Origin of the sequence: Thiomicrorhabdus xiamenensis (assembly GCF_013282625.1) — a bacterium.
Taxonomy (GTDB): Bacteria; Pseudomonadota; Gammaproteobacteria; order Thiomicrospirales; family Thiomicrospiraceae; genus Thiomicrorhabdus; species Thiomicrorhabdus xiamenensis.
Window position 1 is genome coordinate 1,153,314 of the sequence record NZ_CP054020.1, and the last position, 18,456, is coordinate 1,171,769.

18 protein-coding genes and 1 riboswitch are annotated in these 18,456 nt (G+C 47.9%); of the genes, 10 read left to right on the forward strand and 8 right to left on the reverse strand.

Annotated features, from left to right (window positions below; translation table 11 throughout):
* Positions 1–69: 69 nt before the first annotated feature.
* From HQN79_RS05320 to HQN79_RS05335, 4 genes are all read right to left on the reverse strand, one after another.
* Positions 70–606 (reverse strand): protein-tyrosine phosphatase family protein, encoded by a 537-nt coding sequence (locus tag HQN79_RS05320; protein ID WP_173284781.1) that lies wholly within the window; start codon positions 604–606, stop codon positions 70–72.
* 469 nt (positions 607–1,075) lie between these two features.
* Positions 1,076–2,443 (reverse strand): GGDEF domain-containing protein, encoded by a 1,368-nt coding sequence (locus HQN79_RS05325; RefSeq protein WP_173284783.1) that lies wholly within the window; start codon positions 2,441–2,443, stop codon positions 1,076–1,078.
* A 153-nt stretch (positions 2,444–2,596) separates the two neighbouring features.
* Positions 2,597–4,075 (reverse strand): cobyric acid synthase, encoded by a 1,479-nt coding sequence (locus HQN79_RS05330; RefSeq protein ID WP_238843434.1) that lies wholly within the window; start codon positions 4,073–4,075, stop codon positions 2,597–2,599.
* 12 nt (positions 4,076–4,087) lie between these two features.
* Positions 4,088–6,028 carry a TonB-dependent receptor domain-containing protein gene (locus tag HQN79_RS05335; RefSeq protein ID WP_173284785.1) on the reverse strand — a complete coding sequence of 647 codons (1,941 nt, stop codon included), beginning with the start codon at positions 6,026–6,028 and terminating at the stop codon, positions 4,088–4,090.
* A 171-nt stretch (positions 6,029–6,199) separates the two neighbouring features.
* A riboswitch (cobalamin riboswitch) is annotated at positions 6,200–6,427 on the reverse strand.
* A 104-nt stretch (positions 6,428–6,531) separates the two neighbouring features.
* Between HQN79_RS05335 and HQN79_RS05340 the strand changes: the two genes are divergently transcribed.
* Entirely contained in the window at positions 6,532–6,852 is a 321-nt protein-coding gene (locus tag HQN79_RS05340) for a hypothetical protein (protein WP_173284787.1), read from the forward strand.
* 41 nt (positions 6,853–6,893) lie between these two features.
* Here the strand turns inward: HQN79_RS05340 and HQN79_RS05345 are convergent, their stop codons facing one another.
* Positions 6,894–7,730, reverse strand: a complete 837-nt coding sequence (locus tag HQN79_RS05345; RefSeq protein WP_173284789.1) for a 23S rRNA (adenine(2030)-N(6))-methyltransferase RlmJ — start codon at positions 7,728–7,730, stop codon at positions 6,894–6,896.
* Positions 7,731–8,006: 276 nt separating this feature from the next.
* Here HQN79_RS05345 and HQN79_RS05350 point away from each other — a divergent pair, with 276 nt between their 5' ends.
* From HQN79_RS05350 to HQN79_RS05390, 9 genes are all read left to right on the forward strand, one after another.
* Positions 8,007–9,179 carry a phosphoglycerate dehydrogenase gene (locus HQN79_RS05350; protein WP_173284791.1) on the forward strand — a complete coding sequence of 391 codons (1,173 nt, stop codon included), beginning with the start codon at positions 8,007–8,009 and terminating at the stop codon, positions 9,177–9,179.
* Between the two features lie 117 nt (positions 9,180–9,296).
* Positions 9,297–9,863, forward strand: coding sequence for a hypothetical protein (locus HQN79_RS05355; RefSeq protein WP_173284793.1), 567 nt, complete (start codon positions 9,297–9,299; stop codon positions 9,861–9,863).
* A gap of 134 nt (positions 9,864–9,997) precedes the next feature.
* Positions 9,998–10,984 (forward strand): putative transporter, encoded by a 987-nt coding sequence (locus HQN79_RS05360; RefSeq protein ID WP_173284796.1) that lies wholly within the window; start codon positions 9,998–10,000, stop codon positions 10,982–10,984.
* 4 nt (positions 10,985–10,988) lie between these two features.
* The gene (locus HQN79_RS05365) at positions 10,989–11,786 is read left to right on the forward strand and encodes an ATP-binding protein (protein WP_173284798.1); all 798 of its coding nucleotides are present in this window, start codon (positions 10,989–10,991) and stop codon (positions 11,784–11,786) included.
* A 480-nt stretch (positions 11,787–12,266) separates the two neighbouring features.
* Positions 12,267–12,584: a hypothetical protein gene (locus HQN79_RS05370; protein WP_173284800.1), complete on the forward strand. Its 318-nt coding sequence runs from the start codon at positions 12,267–12,269 to the stop codon at positions 12,582–12,584.
* Positions 12,585–12,741: 157 nt separating this feature from the next.
* Positions 12,742–14,421 carry a glutamine--tRNA ligase/YqeY domain fusion protein gene (locus tag HQN79_RS05375; protein WP_173284802.1) on the forward strand — a complete coding sequence of 560 codons (1,680 nt, stop codon included), beginning with the start codon at positions 12,742–12,744 and terminating at the stop codon, positions 14,419–14,421.
* 118 nt (positions 14,422–14,539) lie between these two features.
* Positions 14,540–15,037 (forward strand): DUF3010 family protein, encoded by a 498-nt coding sequence (locus HQN79_RS05380; RefSeq protein ID WP_173284804.1) that lies wholly within the window; start codon positions 14,540–14,542, stop codon positions 15,035–15,037.
* A gap of 28 nt (positions 15,038–15,065) precedes the next feature.
* Entirely contained in the window at positions 15,066–15,785 is a 720-nt protein-coding gene (locus tag HQN79_RS05385; protein ID WP_173284806.1) for an SIMPL domain-containing protein, read from the forward strand.
* Positions 15,786–15,833: 48 nt separating this feature from the next.
* On the forward strand, positions 15,834–16,451 hold the full coding sequence (locus HQN79_RS05390; RefSeq protein ID WP_173284808.1) for a LysE family translocator: 618 nt from the start codon (positions 15,834–15,836) through the stop codon (positions 16,449–16,451).
* A gap of 213 nt (positions 16,452–16,664) precedes the next feature.
* Here HQN79_RS05390 and HQN79_RS05395 read toward each other — a convergent pair whose 3' ends face one another.
* The 3 genes from HQN79_RS05395 to gpt form a co-directional block, all read right to left on the reverse strand.
* A complete protein-coding gene (locus HQN79_RS05395; protein WP_173284810.1) occupies positions 16,665–17,066 on the reverse strand; it encodes a hypothetical protein in 402 nt (133 codons plus the stop codon).
* Positions 17,067–17,296: 230 nt separating this feature from the next.
* Entirely contained in the window at positions 17,297–17,509 is a 213-nt protein-coding gene (locus tag HQN79_RS05400) for a cold-shock protein (RefSeq protein ID WP_173284812.1), read from the reverse strand.
* A 460-nt stretch (positions 17,510–17,969) separates the two neighbouring features.
* A complete protein-coding gene (gene gpt, locus HQN79_RS05405; protein ID WP_173284814.1) occupies positions 17,970–18,449 on the reverse strand; it encodes a xanthine phosphoribosyltransferase in 480 nt (159 codons plus the stop codon).
* Positions 18,450–18,456: the final 7 nt, after the last annotated feature.

Sequence of the window (18,456 nt, forward strand, 5' to 3'; positions counted from 1 at the left end):
AACTGTACGCTAAAGCGCTTATTTTAACGGATAGCGGTACGCTTCGCTGTTAAAGTGAACGCGGTTCCGTTAACGGAACTCGACCGCCAGTTCTTGCGCATAGCGCTTCAAGAAATCATTTTGTAACTGGCATACGGGAACCAGAGGGTCTTGACGTTTCTCCCGTGCAGTTTGCAAAGCCTGCGATAACTCGATTCCTGCCTCCAACATCAAGCTGACTGCGACGGTTCCGGCACGTCCTCTGCCGCCATGACAGTGGATTGCCACTTTAGCCCCTTGTTCAATTTGCGGTAACAGTTGGCGATTAAATCTCTGTAAGCTATCGAAGTCCGGTACGTCCATATCCTTGATCGGAAAGTGCAGGAACTGCATGCCGGCCTGAAGGCTGAGCGGCTCTTCGTCAAGCAGTTGCAAGGCTTCCATTTCCGGCTGGCGTAACAGACTCACTAAATGCGTGACGCCGTTGTTGCGATAAAACGCGATATCGGCGGCAAGCGTTTCCGTATTGGGTTTCGGCATCATAATGATTTCACCGCTGCCGATTTGGCAGATGGGAAAGACAGGCGGTTGATCGTTATTGTGATGGGTTTGATTCAGTGGATTCATGTGCCTATTCAACTCTTGAAATTTGCTGCCTAGTCTAGCCGAAATGATGCGTCCGGAAAAATTTATTCTGTCGCCGTTGGGGGTGATTGGATAGGGAAGTGTGTCTTGATGAGCCAGAAAGGTCATAGACTCGTTTAATTGATTGATTTTAATGATATTTATCGTTAATGAAATAGGCGGGGATAAAATGCACAGAAATTCACATTTTTTGTGGATAACTCCAGGATAATCCTGTTATTAAACTTTTAAGTCACTGATATTACATGGTGTTTTCCATCGCTGATTAAAAAGTAAGCAACGCCTGTTTTTAGTAAAGATTTTCTTGTTTTTTGACAGGGCGTAATTGCAGCTTAAAAAGTGAATAAATGCAATTGAAATGCAAGGTGCAAGGGCTGTAAAAAAGGACGCCAAAGCGTCCTTTTTTTGGATTGAATTAGAACATTATTGCACTTGGCTAAACGCACGCTTCCTATATTTCATAACGGTCTTTACCGTTGTGTTTCGCTTGATAAAGGTTCTCATCCGCGCGTTTGATCACCTGTTCGAAATCAGGATGTTCATTGAAGGGCGCCAAACCGAGAGAGACCGTGATTTGCAAACGATGGTTATTGCTGACTTCAATTTCCAGCTGGCGAACCGCTTTCAGCAGCTTTTGTGCGAGTATCTGTGCATTCTCAATCGGGGTTTCCGGTAACAGCAACAGGAACTCTTCACCCCCGTAACGAAATGCGTAATCGGTGATTCTCAAAGTTCGTTTAATCAGCAGTCCGAGCTGCGACAACACCAAGTCGCCGGCCTGATGACCATGAATATCATTAATCTGTTTGAAATCGTCGATATCGAGCATAATGATGCTGTAAGGCTGTTTGGAATTAATCGCCAGTTTGGTTTCGCTTTTGAGAATTGGCGCCAGAAAACGGCGTTCGATCAGCGTGGTCAAGGTGTCTTCGCGGGCGGCGTTGTCGATATTGCGCTCGGAAATCTGCCCCAGAAGCCAGCCGCACTCATTCCCCAACTCCGTTATCTGCTGAATGGTCTGTCGTCTTTGAACCGGGTCGGAATCCGGTAGTCGATTCACCAGATCCTGCAGTTCGTCGACCAGCTGCTTTATTTTCGAAGTGGTCTTTTCATCCTGACAGGCGTAGCCGATTTTATGTCGAATCCAGAGTGCAAACTCCTGATTTTGCAGATTCAAATGCGATGTTTGCGAAGTGGTCAAAAGGCCGCTCATCAGCTGACTGATCCAGTTAAACAGAGACGCTTTGATGCGTTCGACTTCGATGGCGATCTCATGCGCGTTACTGCGGGAACGGTATTCCTGTGCGGCGCGTTCCTGAGTGACATGATCGTCGATATAAGATTCGTTAATCAGTGTCAGACTTGAATCAAGCAGATTATTCAAAACCCGATAAAAGGCGATTTTTTCCGTAGCGGGCAAATCGCTTACCTGATACAGCAACTCATAAAATCGGTTCTTGATGATGCTCATAGCGTGATTAACGGCCGTCATCGGGACCCCGACACGGGCATGGACGGCTCCGACATGGCGGTGCTTGAGAATCATCGCCTGATAATCCTCTTCTTTATATTGCGGGCTTAACGTCTCCAGCAACCATTTTTTCAACTCGGTTTTCAGATGCGTTTCCACAACAGCGCTACTGAGAAATTGAGCACCGATCGGGTCCGGCAATAATATCTCGTAGAACGTCTCGATACATTGCTCAATGCAGGCCGCAATCAAATCATGGTTTTTATCCAGAAGCTGATTGTTTTCAGGGGTATACAGGTTGGCAACGAAATATTGATTAAGGGACTTCGCGGTATCGGTTATCGGCATAGGGAATAAGTTTTTTTGAAATAATTAAACCACTAATTATATAGGGTTAAAGAAGTCGTGATAATCGAAAAGGTTTATAAACCTGGATTGTTTGCGCTAAGGATGTATTAATCGCTGTGCAATGGGGTAAAAGTGTCCCCTATGGATGGGCTTTTAACGCTTTGTGACAACGGTTCCGGTTTGCATAACCGATAGGATCTGCTCGATATCCAAATGTATTTCAAAGCAATCGGCAAGACGGTTCAATTGCCGCTCGCGAAGATCGTACAGATCAAGCGGTTCGCTGTTTTCCATTCCGGCCCATTGCAATAAAGACTGTAGCGCCTCAGGCCGGTCGAAAAGGCCGTGACAGTAACTGGCCAGAATTTGATTGTCTTCACTGATGGCACCGTCCGTCTCCCCGTTGGCATAGCGGATTGCCGAACGCAATCCGGCAAAGTCCGTGGTTCCCTGATGGATTTCATAGCCCTGTATTTCAGCAGCGCCGTGGAGATTGAGTATTCCTCTACGGTTAAGCAGCTGTTTATCGCTTTGAAAGGTTGTGCTGTAGGGCATCAATCCAAGCCCTGCAGCCTCGCTTGTCTCGGACTCGATCTTTTCAGGATCGAGTAATTGACGACCGAGCATCTGTAATCCGCCGCAGATTCCGATCAGTTTGCCGCCATAGCGCAGATGTGTGTTCAGATAGGATTCCCAGCCTTGCGATTTGAGCCAGTTCAGATCGGCGATAACGCTCTTTGAGCCCGGCAGTATGACTAGATCGGCCGGTGGAATGGCCTGATGATGCTTAATCCACTGAAAATTGACTTGAGGGTGCTGGATCAGCGGGTCAAGGTCGGTGTGGTTGGAAATATGTGGCAGCAACGGACAGACAACTTTTAAGGTTTGTCTGTCTTGAATCGCTTCCATTTCCTGATGAATGGCATCTTCGGCATCGAGATGCAAGCCGTGCAGATAAGGCAGTACGCCGAGAACCGGTTTAGCAGTTTTTTGTTCCAGCCAGTCGAGACCGTCCTGCAGCAGTTTAATGTCGCCGCGAAAACGGTTAATGATAAATCCCTTGATCCGATCCCTTTCAGATTCGCTCAGACACGCCAGTGTTCCGATGATATGAGCAAAGACGCCGCCTTTATCGATATCGGCGACCAGAATCACCGGACAATCAACTTCTTCGGCAAAGCCCATATTGGCAATGTCTCCCTGTCGCAGGTTGATCTCAGCGGGTGAACCGGCGCCTTCGACAAGTATGTTGGAGTATTGTTGCGAGAGAATTTGAAAGGAATCGAAAACCGCTTGCGCGGCTTTCGGTTTGTAAGCGTGATAATCCATGGCGTCGAGATTGCCGATGGCGTGACCTTGGAGAATAACCTGAGCTCCGGTATCCGAGTTCGGTTTCAGCAACACCGGATTCATATGCACCGACAGAGGTACCTTGGCTGCGATAGCCTGTAGCGCCTGTGCCCGGCCGATTTCACCACCGTCTGCGGTGACCGCCGAATTGAGAGCCATATTCTGCGGTTTAAAGGGGGAAACTTGAATCCCTTTTTGCTGCAAAACACGGCATAAACCGGCAACAACGGTACTTTTGCCCGCATCGGAAGTACAGCCTTGGATCATCAAGCTGTGAGTCACTTTAACTGCTCTTTAGAACTGGTAGCTGGCAGAGACATAGTAGTATCGCTCATAGTCAGTCGCATAGACGACACTGCCTGTTGATCGGTACAAATATAAACCGTTCGCTTCATCAAACAGATTGTCAATGCCGAACTGAACGCTGAGATGCTTGTTCGACAGTTGGTAGCTGATGTCAGTCGTTTTGTAACCGGGCGCTTTGTCGGCAACATTGGCAAAGTCATCAATCATAAAGCTGTCCGAAGTCTGCTTGTGACTGACGGCGATGCGGTGCTGCGGAAGCGCGGAAATCAGCGGGCTGGTAAATTGATAACGGGCATCGAGTTTAATCGTATGCGCCGGTGCCGACGGCAGAGTATTTCCGCTGTAGTCCTCTCCTGCTTCCCGGTCAATAACGGCATCGACGTAGTTATAGGCTATTCCGTATGAGAAGGCATCGTCGCCACGCGACAGAGACAGGTTTACACCTTGTTTATGGCTCTCATCAATATTAGTGTTGCGGCTTCCCCATGGCAGTGCCGAGTTGTAGTAGATCTCATTGGTCAAATCGATATAAAACAGTTCGGCTTTCAGGTTGAATGCCTGTTGATTTAACTTGTAGCCGAGCGTAAAAGTGTCGCTTTCCTGAGGTTCGATATTGTCATTGAAGCTGCCACCTTCAAACAAGCGATCAAAGTTCGGAACCAGAAACGCATGGTTATAGCTGGCGTAAAGCGCTGACTGGGCGTTAAGCAGATAGTTGACGCCAACTTCATAAGCGTTTAAATCATCGTCGCCTTCATTTTGGTCGGCATACTCGAACTGCTGTTTTCGGTAACCGGCATTAATGACGGTTTTGTCATTCAGATCAATACTGGCGGAGACGTATGCCGCCTGATCTTCTCTGGATTTATCCCCGTAAGTTCCTGTAACCTCTGAACGATTCTTACTGAGGCCATAGCGGATAATGGCCGAATTCAGGATGGTCTTGAGGTCGAGTTTATGATCGGTGATCTCGTAATCCGTCTCGCTCGAGTAGGTGATGTAAGCCGAGTTTTTGTTTCGTTTGTTTAAGGTATACTCGAGAATCGTGTTGTCTGCCAGTTCACTTGAGAACAGAAGTTTTTTGGTGATGACATCATACGTCTGTTCGGTGGAACCCGAAGACAGATCTGCATCCGGGTTAGTCTCAAATTCGTCAATGCTCATGGCGCCGGCATAGTTGACGGTCGAATCGTTTTTAGCAATGCCGATCATCAGACGCGTTCCTGCTTTTTCAACACCGAGGCGGGTAGAGAAATTGGTGTTTTCACTACTGTTTCGAGTGCCGTCCGATGTGATTTCTTTTGAACCGTCGCTCTTGAAGGTTTCGAAGTTCATGTTCCCCAAAAGCTTGTAACCCTTATGGGTTTCGGTTTTTGTCGCTTGAAAGGATTTGCTTACCGTATTGTTGGCGCCGTAAGAGACCGTGGCGCTAAGGGCGTCATGGCTGCTGAATTCGCGATTGGTGTTGATAATAATGGCTCCGGCAACCGCGCCGTTACCATAGAGAACGGAACCCGAACCGCGGAGAATTTGAATCTCTTGAATAGCGCTCAATGGAATACTGCTCAGTTGCTGAGGAACCAGGTCAATATTATTGATGGAGATACCATCGATAATAACCTGGATATTTTCGCCGCCATTGGTTCCAAAACCATTCATATCCAGTCTCGGAGCAAGCGGGTTGCCGTAGCTCGGTTGCACCGATAACGTCGTTTTCTGATTCAGAAAGTCGCTTAAAGAACGCGAACCGCTTTCTTGAATGTCCTTGGTGTCATAGGACTCGACGGAGTAAGCTGTTTGCAGGTTGTCGGATATAACCGGCGTTTCGGATACAAAAATAGTTTCCAGCAAAGAGGATTTCTGTTCAGCAACGGCTGTATCGCTGAATAATGCGATCAGAAGAGCTGAGGAACGTTTGGATAATTTCAATTGGATTTCCTTCATTTCATAAGTTATGAACGAAGGCAAAACGGTTTATCAGGCGGATAGCCCGGATAAAGAATAAATAGTCTTGTTCCGTCGCAGACAGCGAACGAGAGCAAATATGCCTATTTCTTCCGTATTGCCCACCGCAATCGGTTGAGAGCTTGCCTTACAAAGACAAGGTCGGATTTCCAGGCCGGTATCCGGGCTTAAGAGCGATTTCTTTGACCTTCCCGGCTAAACAGCTTGCACCGATTTAGCCAGTGGTTGGGACAAGCCCATCAAAGTTTTCTCTATTACCGTTGCGGGGGCAGCGTTGGAATTGAAAATGAATTTCGCACCAATCTTCCCGTTTAACGCCCTATGTTAGTTAACTGGGAGCGCACCTGAAAGTGGGGGATTTTAGAGTTTAAAATGCTCTAGCGCAACAACAATACGCAGCGTTTATTTTAGTCCTCTTTTGCAAGAGACAAAAGATTACAATAATCTCTGCAAAATAAGGAGAAGTTATGCATCGTCGGGCGAGCCTGTTTTTATTGTTAGCGTGGGGGTTTGGCATTACCGGATTACTGTTGGGTGTATTTCTGGAGCCAATGTGGTTTGCCCGTTTCGGAAGTCTGGTCGTTCTGTTTGCCGTCATGAGTGAATACGCGCTTCTGCACGGCGAATTTGATGTGTTGTACCGCAAGTTGGATAAGCTGGACGTCGGTGAGGATATTCCTGATCTGTCTCCCAGCAAATGGCAGCGAAAGAAAGTGTGGGCAGCGCACCTGACGGTGGTGGTCGGCACGCTGGTGTGGGGCTTCGGCGATTTATTCATCTGGTTTTAGAATAGGATGCCGGCGCGTTAAAAATGCGCTATACGAACAGATTATTCTTCGACCAGTTGTTCGCTGCGATAGAACCCTTTGTTACCGCCGAGTGTTTTGGCCAGCAGCGGCAGCACCGTATCCAGTTCGGATTTGAGTGTCCACGGCGGGTTGATGACAATCATACCGCTGGCCGTCATGCCGATTTCTCTGTCGTCGGCAATGCCCAGCTCGAACAGTTGGATATTACGAATTCCGCTGTCGCGAAAACGCTTTTCGATACGGTCAATGCGCTTGCGTTCGACTACCGGATACCAAAGGGCATAAGTTCCGGTGGCAAATTTCTTATGCGCTTTACTCAGCGCATCCACGGCGGTGTCGTAGTCCTGTTTAACCTCGTACGGCGGATCCATCAAAATAAAACCGCGTTTTTCTTTCGGCGGCAACTGCGACAGGCAGGCGTGAAATCCGTCGCTGTTGAAAACCTTGAAACGACGATCATCGGCGAAGTTGTTTTTGCAAAGCTTGTATTCGCGCGGATGCAGTTCGAAAAGGTGCGCCCGATCCGTTTCACGCAGCAGCGCCTGCGCAAACCAGGGCGATCCCGGATAACGTTTCAGTTCCGATCCACCGTTAAACGTTTTGACCAGTTGCAGATAGCCTTCAAGCGCAGCAGGCGCTGCCGGCATAGACCAGAGTTTTGCAATGCCGTTGAGGTATTCCTGGTTTTTCTGAGCTTCACGATGTTCCAGCTGAAAAGCGCCGCTACTCGAATGGGTGTCTAGGTAGTAAAGGGGTTTGGGCTTTTGCGTCAGGTACTGAAGGATTTGAGTACTGACAAGGTGTTTGAGAACATCGGCAAAATTGCCCGCATGGAAGGAGTGAAGGTAACTCAGCATAACGAAAACCTGTAGAAAAAGAGTCAAATTGCCTGAAAGTTCGCGGCAAGGTTTTGAAGCTAAAGCATTTTACTCTGTTTTATGCCGGTGGCATCCTTTTTGTTAGTCTTTTATTTCGTTTTGAGGCAGATGAACAAGTGGATATCGGAATCGGTGCTGCGGATTCTATTTGCGGTAATTACCGCTTTTCTACTGGCTTCAGCGGCAATTACGATTAAACTTCTACAGAAGCCTATTGGGTTACTAAGAATAAACGGAGCGGGGTCCGGAGTCGGCATGAAAAAAATTCGAGTATTAAACCAAATTTCACAAAAAGGACTGGCATTACTGGACGAACAGTCGTACCGTTTGACGGAACAGACCGAGGAGGCCGAAGCGATTCTCGTCCGTTCGGCGGATATGCATGCGCTGGATATGGGGTCTCATCTTCAGGCGGTCGCCAGAGCCGGTGTCGGGGTCAATAATATTCCGGTATCACGTCTGAGCGAAGCCGGTGTCGCGGTATTCAACGCTCCGGGCGCCAATGCCAACGCGGTTAAAGAACTGGTGATAGCAGCCATGCTGATGGCGGCACGAAATCTTTATACCGCTGCCGATTATGCAAAAAATCTGGATCCAGCCGCAGGCGATCTTGCAGCTCAGGTCGAAAGCGGAAAAAAGCGATTTTCCGGCTTTGAATTGGCCGGGCGCAAGCTCGGCGTAATCGGTCTTGGCGCCATCGGTGTCAAGGTCGCCAACGCCGCAATCGGAATGGGCATGGAAGTGTATGGTTACGATCCGGTGATTTCAGTACATCACGCCTGGCACTTGAACTCCGCCGTGCATCAGTGCGAGCGCCTGGAAAGCCTTTTACAGGCCTGCGATGTGGTGACTATTCATGTTCCTTTGCTGGATTCAACCAGGGGGATGTTGAATGCAAGCCGACTGGCGCTTCTAACGAAAGGCGCGATTCTGCTTAATTTCTCGCGCGGTGAAATCGTTGATGAGCAAGCGCTGAAAACACATCTGAACAATCACTATCTGCATGCCTACGTCAGCGACTTTCCGAATGCAGAGTTGCTGAGCTTGCCGAATGTTCTCAGCTTTCCGCACCTTGGGGCGTCGACGCTTGAGGCGGAGGAACTTTCGGCTATTCAGGTTATCCGCAACTTAAAGAGCTATCTGGAGCAGGGAAGCGTTCAGAATTCGGTGAATCTGCCGGATGTTTCAATCGAACCGAAGGGCGACGGTATTCGTCGTCTGGCAATCGTAAACCGCAATCAGGCGGGGATTCTCGCCGAGATTACCGAAACGCTGGGTCGCAGAGAACTTAACATCGAAGATATGCTTAACAAATCCCGCGGGGAGATTGCCTACACGCTGATTGATCTGCGTGCCGATATCGATGAATCGTTACTTGATGCGTTGCGGACTCTGCCGAATGTTCTGTCGGCTCGGGAGTGCCGATAGGCGTCTTAAGGTTTATCTCTGCGACGAATCGTTTTATTATTCCTCTTTTTGAAAAGTTTCGCACTGTCGGGGGATGCGGGCTGAACACTTGATAAATCCGTAAAACAGGAGTTTTCCATGGCAGTTTTGGTTGAAGGTTATTCAATTATCATTAATAAGAAAGAGGCTTTGCAGAATACGCAGGTGCAAGAAGCGCTGCAAAGTGTCGGAGCCGAACTGTATCCGGGAGCGGTTTGTGCTGACCAGGATCTTCTGCGCATCGGTTTTCTGAAGCTGGATGAAATGCAGGCGTTTTGGAAACAGTTGCTACAGGCTGGTATGAAAGAGCGTATCGAGGTTAACGGCGAAGAGCAGGCCGGCGATATGGTGATGCTGACCCAATATGGTGAACTGGAAGTGCTGTGCCCGTGGTTGACCGTTACCTTTCAGAAAACCAAGGATAATCTGCTGGTCTGTATGGCGTCCTTGAAAGGTTCGGCGGCGGCGCAAAAAGCCGCTTTCCCGAAAGGTTGGACAGCGGATCAGTCGATTCTGCGCCAGTTTCATGACGACCGTATGCACTATATGGAAGAAAACTATGATCGTATCGGTGAAGAATCGACTTTCTATCGTTTCCGCGAAAAGGGCGGCGATAAGGTTGTGAAGCTGCTGAAACTGTATTATTCGGAACCTGAACAGCTTTAAAAGCGGACACGAATTTTTTAAGCTTTTCGCCATTCTTTGCCTATAGCAAATGCTTAAGATTGTATCATTCGCAAATATCCGACTCGGTTGCGACAGGATTGTCGTTTAAACAATAAAAGGGCTATTGCAAGGCTATGATAAAGAGTTTTTTCGGAGCCCGAGAATGGGCGCTCTGGGCGTGGGGCGGTTTGTTGTTCCTTCTCGGTCTGGTGGTTTTTCAGGTCGAGATGACCGTTCAGCTCAACCAGTGGTACAAAGAGTTCTACGATATTCTTCAGGCGGCCAATGATATCGATGCCTTCTGGGAAAAAATGGTGCAGTTTCTGTATATCGCCATCCCGTATATTTTCGCCGCTATTGTCTCCAGTTACTTTGCTCGCCATTACGCTTTCCGCTGGCGTCAGGCGATTACCTTCTATTATCTGCCTTACTGGAGTTCGCATCCGGGGAATATCGAAGGGGCGTCGCAGCGTATTCAGGAAGATACTTATCAGTTTGCCAATGCACTTGAGTCGCTCGGTTTGGGCTTTTTCCGTTCTTTGCTGACCCTGATCGCCTTTATCCCGATTCTTTGGGCGCTTTCCGAACAGATGAATATTCCATGGCTATCCGACATTCCCGGCGTCCTGGTATGGATCGCTTTTTTGACCTCGCTCGGAGCGGTACTGATCTCTTTTCTAGTCGGTATCAAGTTGCCGGGGTTGGAATACAACAACCAGCGTGTCGAGGCCCATTACCGCAAACATCTGGTGTATTCCGAAGACGATAAAAGCTACGCCAGTCTGCCGACAATGGCGGAGTTATTTCTAGGACTGCGCCCGAATTACTTCCGTTTGTTTAATCACTACACCTACTTCAATCTGTGGTCGAATATCTACGGCCAGCTGATGATTGTTCTACCGTATCTGATGATGGCGCCGTCTCTGTTCGGAGGCATTATTACGCTTGGGGTTGTCACTCAGACCGGTAACGCTTTCGGTAAAGTGAATGAAGGTTTCAGTTTCTTTATCGATCGCTGGACCGATATCACCAAATTCCTCTCGGTGATCAAGCGTCTGCGCGAGTTTGAAACCCACCTGATCGACAATCATCCGGACCCACACTCACTTTCAGGGGGCTGAGAATATGCCTGAATCTCTGTCGGAAACAGTGGAAAAGATTAATTGGGACAAGACGCTGGCAGCGGTATGGTCCGGACGCAAACAACGGTTGCGCGGCGTCAGAGCGCTTGATCCGATCGATATGCATGAACTGCTCGGAATCGATGAACAGAAACGCCGTTTTAACCTTAATATTCAGGCGTTTTTAAACGGTCTTCCCGCCAATCATGTTCTTCTCTGGGGCGCTCGGGGAACCGGGAAATCTTCGTTGATCAAGGCGGCGCTTAACGCATACGGCGATCAAGGACTGCGTGTTGTCGAACTGGAAAAGGATGATATTCATGACCTTCCGGAGATTAGCGCTCAACTACGCGAGTTGCCGTGGAAGTTCATTTTATATTGCGACGATCTCAGTTTCGAAGCCGGCGACAAGCGTTATCGCTATTTGAAAGTGCTGATGGAAGGATCGATTGAGCTGCCGCCGGAGAATATTCTCATGATGGCAACTTCCAACCGTCGCCATCTGATTCCTGAAAAACAGCAAGATAACCAGTCGGTCAAAGCCGCTGTTAACGGTGAGCTTCATTATGGCGATTCGATCGAAGAAGGATTGTCTTTAGCGGATCGTTTCGGGCTCAGTCTTTCTTTCTATGCGCCGGCACAGGATCTGTACCTGCAAATGATCGACGCACTATTTGACGATTATTGCGGCGATCGCTCAGAGTTGCACCGTTTGGCGATCCGTTTTGCTTCATTGCGGGGCGGTCGCAGCGGCAGGGTCGCCAAGCAGTTCAAAATCGACTTTCAGGCCCAGCAAGTGTAGTCATCTCCGGTTGGATTCGTTACCGGCCGTCTTTCTTCCTTTGATCATCTTCTTCTGCTCTTTTCAGCCGGCTTGCTCTGCTGTCAGGGGCTTCAGGTCTTTTTATGCTGTTTACTTTTCATAGTATCAAGACAGCTTGTACGCTCAGAATCCGGTTTTGCGGACTTGTTACGGCTTTCCTGCATACCGGTTAAATCTGCTAAGTGCGATTCAATATCGGCTGGTGCGGCTTTTGCTTGAAATACCGGTGAAGGGCCAAATAAACCGGGAGAATGCGCCTGCAGAGTTTTCCGGTATTAGGTTCTTACTTTCTGATGCTTGGTCAGACATTCGATTTCGGGATTTAACATTAATTTTTTAAAAGAGAGCGATTACAAAAAGTTATTTCTGTGACGGCTTGCGGTTTTTATACTGGAGCCAGAGGTAAGGTCATTAAAAATTTATAGCATTTAAAAGCATTTAGTAGAAGGAGAGCTGTCTATGGCAAGCATATCTGTACTGACCCCCGCGACTTTACCTGAGAAAACAGAAGCCCGAGCCGAGCGAATTATCGGTTCCGACACACGCAAAGTGGTTCCTTTTCGTGGGAAAGAGGAACTTATGCTTCCATGCGATTGGGAGGAAGTCGGCAATCCGTCCGCCTACGAACTTCGCGTCACAATCCATACATGCCGTCATCTGTGGAAACTGAACAAAGCCGCACTCGAGGATCCTCTGTACGATCATGAGAAGTGTCTGGAAAATATTCACGTTCTCGAAAAGCTGCATATCCATCTGATGGCTTATCTTGTCGAATAACGGTTTTACGGTGCATTGCAAACCTTATTGTCGATAAAAATGCCTTACCTTAAAACGCACTCGTTATAAGCCCTATGCTATAATCACGCGCAATAATGAGAGGGCCGTTTTGCGGCCCGTTTTTCTTGATGAGTTTGTTTATAGGTTAGATATTTCCATGAGTAATAAGCCGGAAGCGATCGAACGTCCTGTTAATTTTATCCGTAATATCATTAATGACGATTTAGCGAAAAATAAATACCAATCGGTCAGAACCCGTTTTCCGCCTGAACCGAACGGCTATCTGCATATCGGGCACGCCAAATCAATCTGTCTGAATTTCGGACTGGCGGAAGATTACCAGGGAGAATGTAACCTGCGTTTCGACGATACCAATCCGGCCAAAGAGGATATGGAATATGTCGAGTCGATCAAACGTGATGTGCAGTGGTTGGGCTTCAAGTGGGCCGGTGATATCAAATACTCATCGAACTATTTTGAGAAGTTCTACCAGTACGCGGTCGAGTTGATTAATAAGGGACTGGCGTATGTCTGTTTTCTTAATGCCGAAGAGACCCGAGAATACCGCGGAAACCTGAAAGAACCGGGGAAAAACAGTCCGTACCGCGATACTTCGCCTGAAGAAAATCTGGCGCTGTTCGAAAAAATGCGTGCCGGTGGTTTTAAAGAGGGCGAGTGTGTGTTGCGCGCCAAAATCGATATGGCATCCTCGTTCATGTGTATGCGTGATCCGACCCTATACCGTGTTCGTTTTGAAACGCATCATCAGACTGGCGACAAGTGGTGCATTTATCCGATGTATGATTTTGCGCACTGTATTTCCGATGGTATTGAAGGCGTGACACACTCGTTGTGTACCTTGGAATTCCAGGATAACCGTCGAATCTACGACTGGCTTCTGGATCATTTGGATGATTTTTCACGTCCGGATCGCCCGTTTCAGTACGAATTTTCGCGTTTGAATCTGGAATATACCGTAATGTCCAAGCGTATGCTGCACCAACTGGTCAACGACAAGCTGGTTGACGGCTGGGATGATCCGCGCATGCCGACGATTTCCGGTATGCGCCGTCGCGGTTATACGCCGGCTTCTCTTCGCGACTTTGCTGAGCGTATCGGTATTTCCAAAGTGGACAGCATGACTGAAATGGGCATTCTCGAAGCGGCGATCCGTGACGACTTGAATGTGGTCGCACCGCGTACTATGGCGGTGATGGATCCGATCAAACTGGTGATTGAAAACTATCCCGAAGGAGAAATTGAATCCATTCAGGCTCCGGTTCACCCGCAGAATGAAGCGATGGGAACGCGCGAAATCTTCTTCGGCCGTGAACTCTATATCGATCGCGCAGATTTCGAGCCGGAAGCGCCGAACCGCAAGTTCATGCGCCTAGCAATCGACAAGGAAGTGCGTCTGCGTAACGCCTATATTATCAAGGCTGAACGCTATGAAACCGATGCCGATGGTAATATTACGACCGTTTACTGTTCTTACGATCCGGATACCCGTGGTAAGAATCCGGCCGACGGTCGCAAGGTTAAGGGCGTTATTCACTTCGTTGAATCGACTAAGGCGCTGCCGGCTGAATTCCGCGTTTACGACCGTCTGTTTACCGTACCGAACCCAGCCAAGGAAAACGATTTTGAAGCGGTTCTGAACCCGGATTCGCTGATTATCAAGAACGGATTTGTCGAACCGGGTATGGCGGATGCTCCGGTTGAACAAGCCTACCAGTGCGAGCGCGAAGGCTACTTCTGTCGTGACAATAAAATCACCGACCGTCTGGTCTTTAACCGAACCGTGGCCTTGAGAGATACCTGGTCACAGAACAAATAAATTGTTAAGGCGGCTTCGGTCGCCTTTTTTGTTTTACTGCGCAAGCATCGGACGTCGGATTTAATTGACGAGCGTATGCAATGAGTGTTGGTAGTAAAAAGAGATAAGGAAAATGCAAATGCGAGTTTTAGGAATCGAGCTGAGTGCTAATGATGCAATCGTCGCTTTAGTGGAATACAGTACCGGGATGTTCTATCTTCCGGAATGCCGTGCACGCAGAATTGAATGTCGCAATCCGGACAATGCCGGTGATTTGCGTTACTTTCAAAAGAGTTTGGTCAAACTGGTTGAAGATTATAAGATCGACCGTATCGTTGTTCGCGAGCGCATGAAGAAAGGTAAGTTCGCCGGTGGCGCCAACGGCTTTAAACTTGAAGCGGTGATTCAGTTGATCGACAGTTGCGAAGTTCGCTTGATGAACACCACCGAGCAGAAAGCGATTTTCAAAAAATATCCGATGACGGTTCAGTTTGCCGAAACCGGGCTGAAAAAGTTCCAGCAGGGGGCTTTTGAAATCGCTTACGCCAACTTGTCGGATCCGAGTGGACAGGTTGAAGCGGCCCGTCTGCAGGAAATTCAAAAACGCAAAGAGCGACGTGAAACGGAAGTCGAGTAGGCTTTACATCCATAAAACAGGAGGCCGTATGACCGCGAATTCGAAATCGAGTGCACTGATTTTAGGTTTCAGTCTGGTAATTGCTTTGGGGTTACTGGGATGGCTGCTGGGTAAAGCGGCAATTGAATACAAGTCCTATGAACGCGTGGTAACGGTCAAGGGTTTGGCGGAAAAAGAATTTCCGGCTGATGTGGTGATCTGGCCGATTAAATTCTCCGCTGCGGACAACGATCTGACCAAGGTTTATCAAACGCTGGAAGATAACAGCCGCAAAGTCAGCGACTTCTTGAAATCGGGAGGCGTTGAAGCATCGGAAATTTCTTTTTCTGCACCGGGAATCACCGATAAACTGGCGCAGCAGTTCGGCGGTCAGGGACGCGCTGAATTCCGATATACCGCTTCGCAGACGGTGACCGTCTATTCTCATAATATTGAGCGGATCAGAACTCTACAGAGTCGGCTTTCTGAGCTGGGTAAGCAGGGCGTGGTTCTTTCCGGTAATAATTACGAATCGAGAACGGAGTATCTGTTTACCCGTTTGAATGAAGTCAAACCTGAAATGGTTGAAGAGGCAACGCGCAATGCGCGTGAAGTCGCCAATAAGTTTGCCAAAGATTCATCGAGCGTCCTTGGGAAGATTAAATCCGCTTCTCAGGGGCAGTTCAGCATTATCCCCCGTGATAAAAACACCCCCTATATCAAGAAAGTACGCGTGGTTTCGACCGTCACCTATTATTTATCCGATTAAGTTTTGGCAGGCCGTTTTAATTAGTCGGTTTAAATTTACGGTAAATTTATGACCTTATACAGTGCCGTTGCCCTGACGATTTCGATGTTTTTTCTAGCCGTTACACCCGGTCCGGGTGTCCTGTTGACGGTTTCCCAGTCGCTTGCCTCCGGTTTCCGGAGTGCGGTTCCGGTGATTCTCGGTATCATCAGCGGCGATCTGCTGTTTGTATTGTTGGCTCTTTTCGGCATGAGTGCCGTGTTTGAAGCATTTCCGCTTGCCTTCAAAGGCGTTCAACTTTTCGGAGTTTCCTATTTGTGCTGGCTCGGATGGCGCTACTGGTCGAGAAAACCCAGAGCCAACCAGGTTTTCGAAGCCGAACTCTCAACACCGGGCGCTCGCTTTGCGTGTGGATTCATGACCATCTTTGCCGACCCGAAAGTGGTTCTGTTTTATATCGGTTTTTTACAGACATTCATCTCCGTCGAGCCAATCGCTTTGCTGGATGCTTTTTGGGCCACTTCGATCATTATCGGAGTGATTGCAACGGTCATGGCTTTTTATGCCTTATTGGCGACACAGGCTCGGCGTTGGTTTCAGAGTCACACGCTGGAGCGGAGTCTGAATCGTTTTGCCGGTTTGATTATGTTAATCAGTGCTGTGGGTCTGGCCATAAACGCTTTTTAGCCGGTGACTGCGAGTTTTAAGAGAGGGTTGCGCAGGAAAACGCGGGACGGGTTTTATAGAAAATCGGAATTTCTTTAGTTATAAAAAGCCGCCGCAAGTTGGCATATGCGGCGGAAAAAAGGAACTCATAAGAGTCAGATTCAAATCAATAAGACTGATTTTGCTGTTAGTAGAATAAGGGTCCTTTCTGATCTCCGGTCGGGAGATCAAATCTCAATTCTTCGCTACAGAACCTTCGACAGGTTTGCTGAAAAACGTCTGATAGATCATCGACCATGAGAAACGTTGATTATGATTCCAGGGCATGAGAGACATAAAGCGCGCCAGGAAACAGTAATCAAACAATACCATTGCGGTTGTCCCGAGGATTACAGGATACAAAAGCCAGTACAACGGCGGCCAGAAAGCGATAATCAATAAAAGCAGATAGGCGATGCGAACTTGAACCGGAAACGCCGAAACTTTCGGATTCTCCGCAAAAAAGTGCAGAGTCTGCAATAGCGTCAATACGGTTGCGGCGATCAAACCGTAACCTTGCCAAACCGTTACCTCAAGAATCAGTAAAAGATCGGTAATCAGCCAATAGCCCCATACTTTGTTCAAAATTCTATTCATATTCACTTCCATTAATCATTACAGTTATCTAACTAACGTTTGTTAGTTTATCTGTATGAATGAAAAGGTCAACACTTTTACGGCATGAATCGGGTTATGCTTGTATTAGCTAAATTTATAGTTTTGCTGGGCGGAGGAGGAAAAGAGGGGGACTGTCTAAAAACGGCAGGCAATAAAAAAGGCAGGTTTTAACGCCTGCCTTTTCGAGGTATTCGATCTATCTGCAAAGATTACAGTACAACGATATTCTCTGCTTGAGGGCCTTTCTGGCCTTGAGTTACAGTGAACTCAACTTGCTGACCTTCGGCTAGGGTTTTGAAACCTGAACCGGTAATTGCGCTGAAGTGTGCAAATACATCTGGGCCGTTTTCTTGTTGGATAAAACCGAAACCTTTAGTTTCGTTGAACCACTTAACGGTTCCTTTGACTGTTTCATTAGACATGACAGTTTTCCTGAATTTTAAATCAATTGTTACTTTTAGGCTTGACGTCTTCTAAAAGCTTAAACTTGGAAAATCAGACTGGTACTTAAAAACTGCAGGACGGGTGTTACTAAATTGAAACAGCGAAATGTAGGATGTAAATAAAAGACTTCTTTCCAACAGGGTTAATCTATAGCTTTGCGGCGGAAATGTCCAGTTAAGTTTATGAAGAATGGGATAAGTTTTTAAAATAATGGCTTTTTAGGGCACTTATACGTACTAAATGCCCTCTGAATGATCAGCGTGCGGCGATGTGAAACTTATTTTTGAGATTATTCAATTCCGCCAGCATCAGAAATAACAGCGCTGATAAAACACGCAACGAGCATGATCGGTTCGAGCAGAGCCTAAGTGACACTTAGAGAATCGATGCCGGTTTCCGGTCTGGAGATCAGAAAAGAGACGCTTGCCGAGTTCGTCGCTATTCGTCGGCCTCTTTGGCGATCGGTTTTACATAGTCCAAGTGCAAATCCCAAGGGAAATAGATCCAGGTGTCTTGCGGCACTTCGGCAATGAAGGTATCGACCAAAGGGCGGCCTTCAGGTTTCGCATACACGGTCGCGAAATACGCTTTAGGCAAGCGTTGCCGGACAAATTTGGCGGTAACGCCGGTATCGACCAGATCGTCGATCAGAAGAAAATTTTCACCGTCTTCGGTGGCACTGACATCATTCAGGATGACCGGCTCTTCGATCTGTTGATGACTGTAGGTGCGAACCGAAATGCTATCGACAACACGAATGCCGAGTTCTCTGGCTAAAATCGCCGCTGGAATCATACCGCCGCGGGTAATGGCGATAATGCCATCCCATTTACGATCCATCTGGTTAATCCGTTGCGACAGCTTGCGGCAATCGCGATGCAGGCGATCCCAGGAAATAATGCATTTTTTCTCGCTCATAGCGTGG

Excerpts from the sequence above, each read along its gene's own strand:
- HQN79_RS05365 (WP_173284798.1), top strand. The coding sequence starts at position 10,989 with ATGCCTGAATCTCTGTCGGAAACAGTGGAAAAGATTAATTGGGACAAG.
- HQN79_RS05350 (WP_173284791.1), top strand. The coding sequence starts at position 8,007 with ATGAAAAAAATTCGAGTATTAAACCAAATTTCACAAAAAGGACTGGCA.
- HQN79_RS05370 (WP_173284800.1), top strand. The coding sequence starts at position 12,267 with ATGGCAAGCATATCTGTACTGACCCCCGCGACTTTACCTGAGAAAACA.
- HQN79_RS05325 (WP_173284783.1), bottom strand. The coding sequence starts at position 2,443 with ATGCCGATAACCGATACCGCGAAGTCCCTTAATCAATATTTCGTTGCC.
- HQN79_RS05355 (WP_173284793.1), top strand. The coding sequence starts at position 9,297 with ATGGCAGTTTTGGTTGAAGGTTATTCAATTATCATTAATAAGAAAGAG.
- gpt (WP_173284814.1), bottom strand. The coding sequence starts at position 18,449 with ATGAGCGAGAAAAAATGCATTATTTCCTGGGATCGCCTGCATCGCGAT.
- HQN79_RS05360 (WP_173284796.1), top strand. The coding sequence starts at position 9,998 with ATGATAAAGAGTTTTTTCGGAGCCCGAGAATGGGCGCTCTGGGCGTGG.
- HQN79_RS05375 (WP_173284802.1), top strand. The coding sequence starts at position 12,742 with ATGAGTAATAAGCCGGAAGCGATCGAACGTCCTGTTAATTTTATCCGT.
- HQN79_RS05345 (WP_173284789.1), bottom strand. The coding sequence starts at position 7,730 with ATGCTGAGTTACCTTCACTCCTTCCATGCGGGCAATTTTGCCGATGTT.
- HQN79_RS05385 (WP_173284806.1), top strand. The coding sequence starts at position 15,066 with ATGACCGCGAATTCGAAATCGAGTGCACTGATTTTAGGTTTCAGTCTG.
- HQN79_RS05400 (WP_173284812.1), bottom strand. The coding sequence starts at position 17,509 with ATGTCTAATGAAACAGTCAAAGGAACCGTTAAGTGGTTCAACGAAACT.
- HQN79_RS05390 (WP_173284808.1), top strand. The coding sequence starts at position 15,834 with ATGACCTTATACAGTGCCGTTGCCCTGACGATTTCGATGTTTTTTCTA.
- HQN79_RS05380 (WP_173284804.1), top strand. The coding sequence starts at position 14,540 with ATGCGAGTTTTAGGAATCGAGCTGAGTGCTAATGATGCAATCGTCGCT.
- HQN79_RS05340 (WP_173284787.1), top strand. The coding sequence starts at position 6,532 with ATGCATCGTCGGGCGAGCCTGTTTTTATTGTTAGCGTGGGGGTTTGGC.
- HQN79_RS05320 (WP_173284781.1), bottom strand. The coding sequence starts at position 606 with ATGAATCCACTGAATCAAACCCATCACAATAACGATCAACCGCCTGTC.
- HQN79_RS05395 (WP_173284810.1), bottom strand. The coding sequence starts at position 17,066 with ATGAATAGAATTTTGAACAAAGTATGGGGCTATTGGCTGATTACCGAT.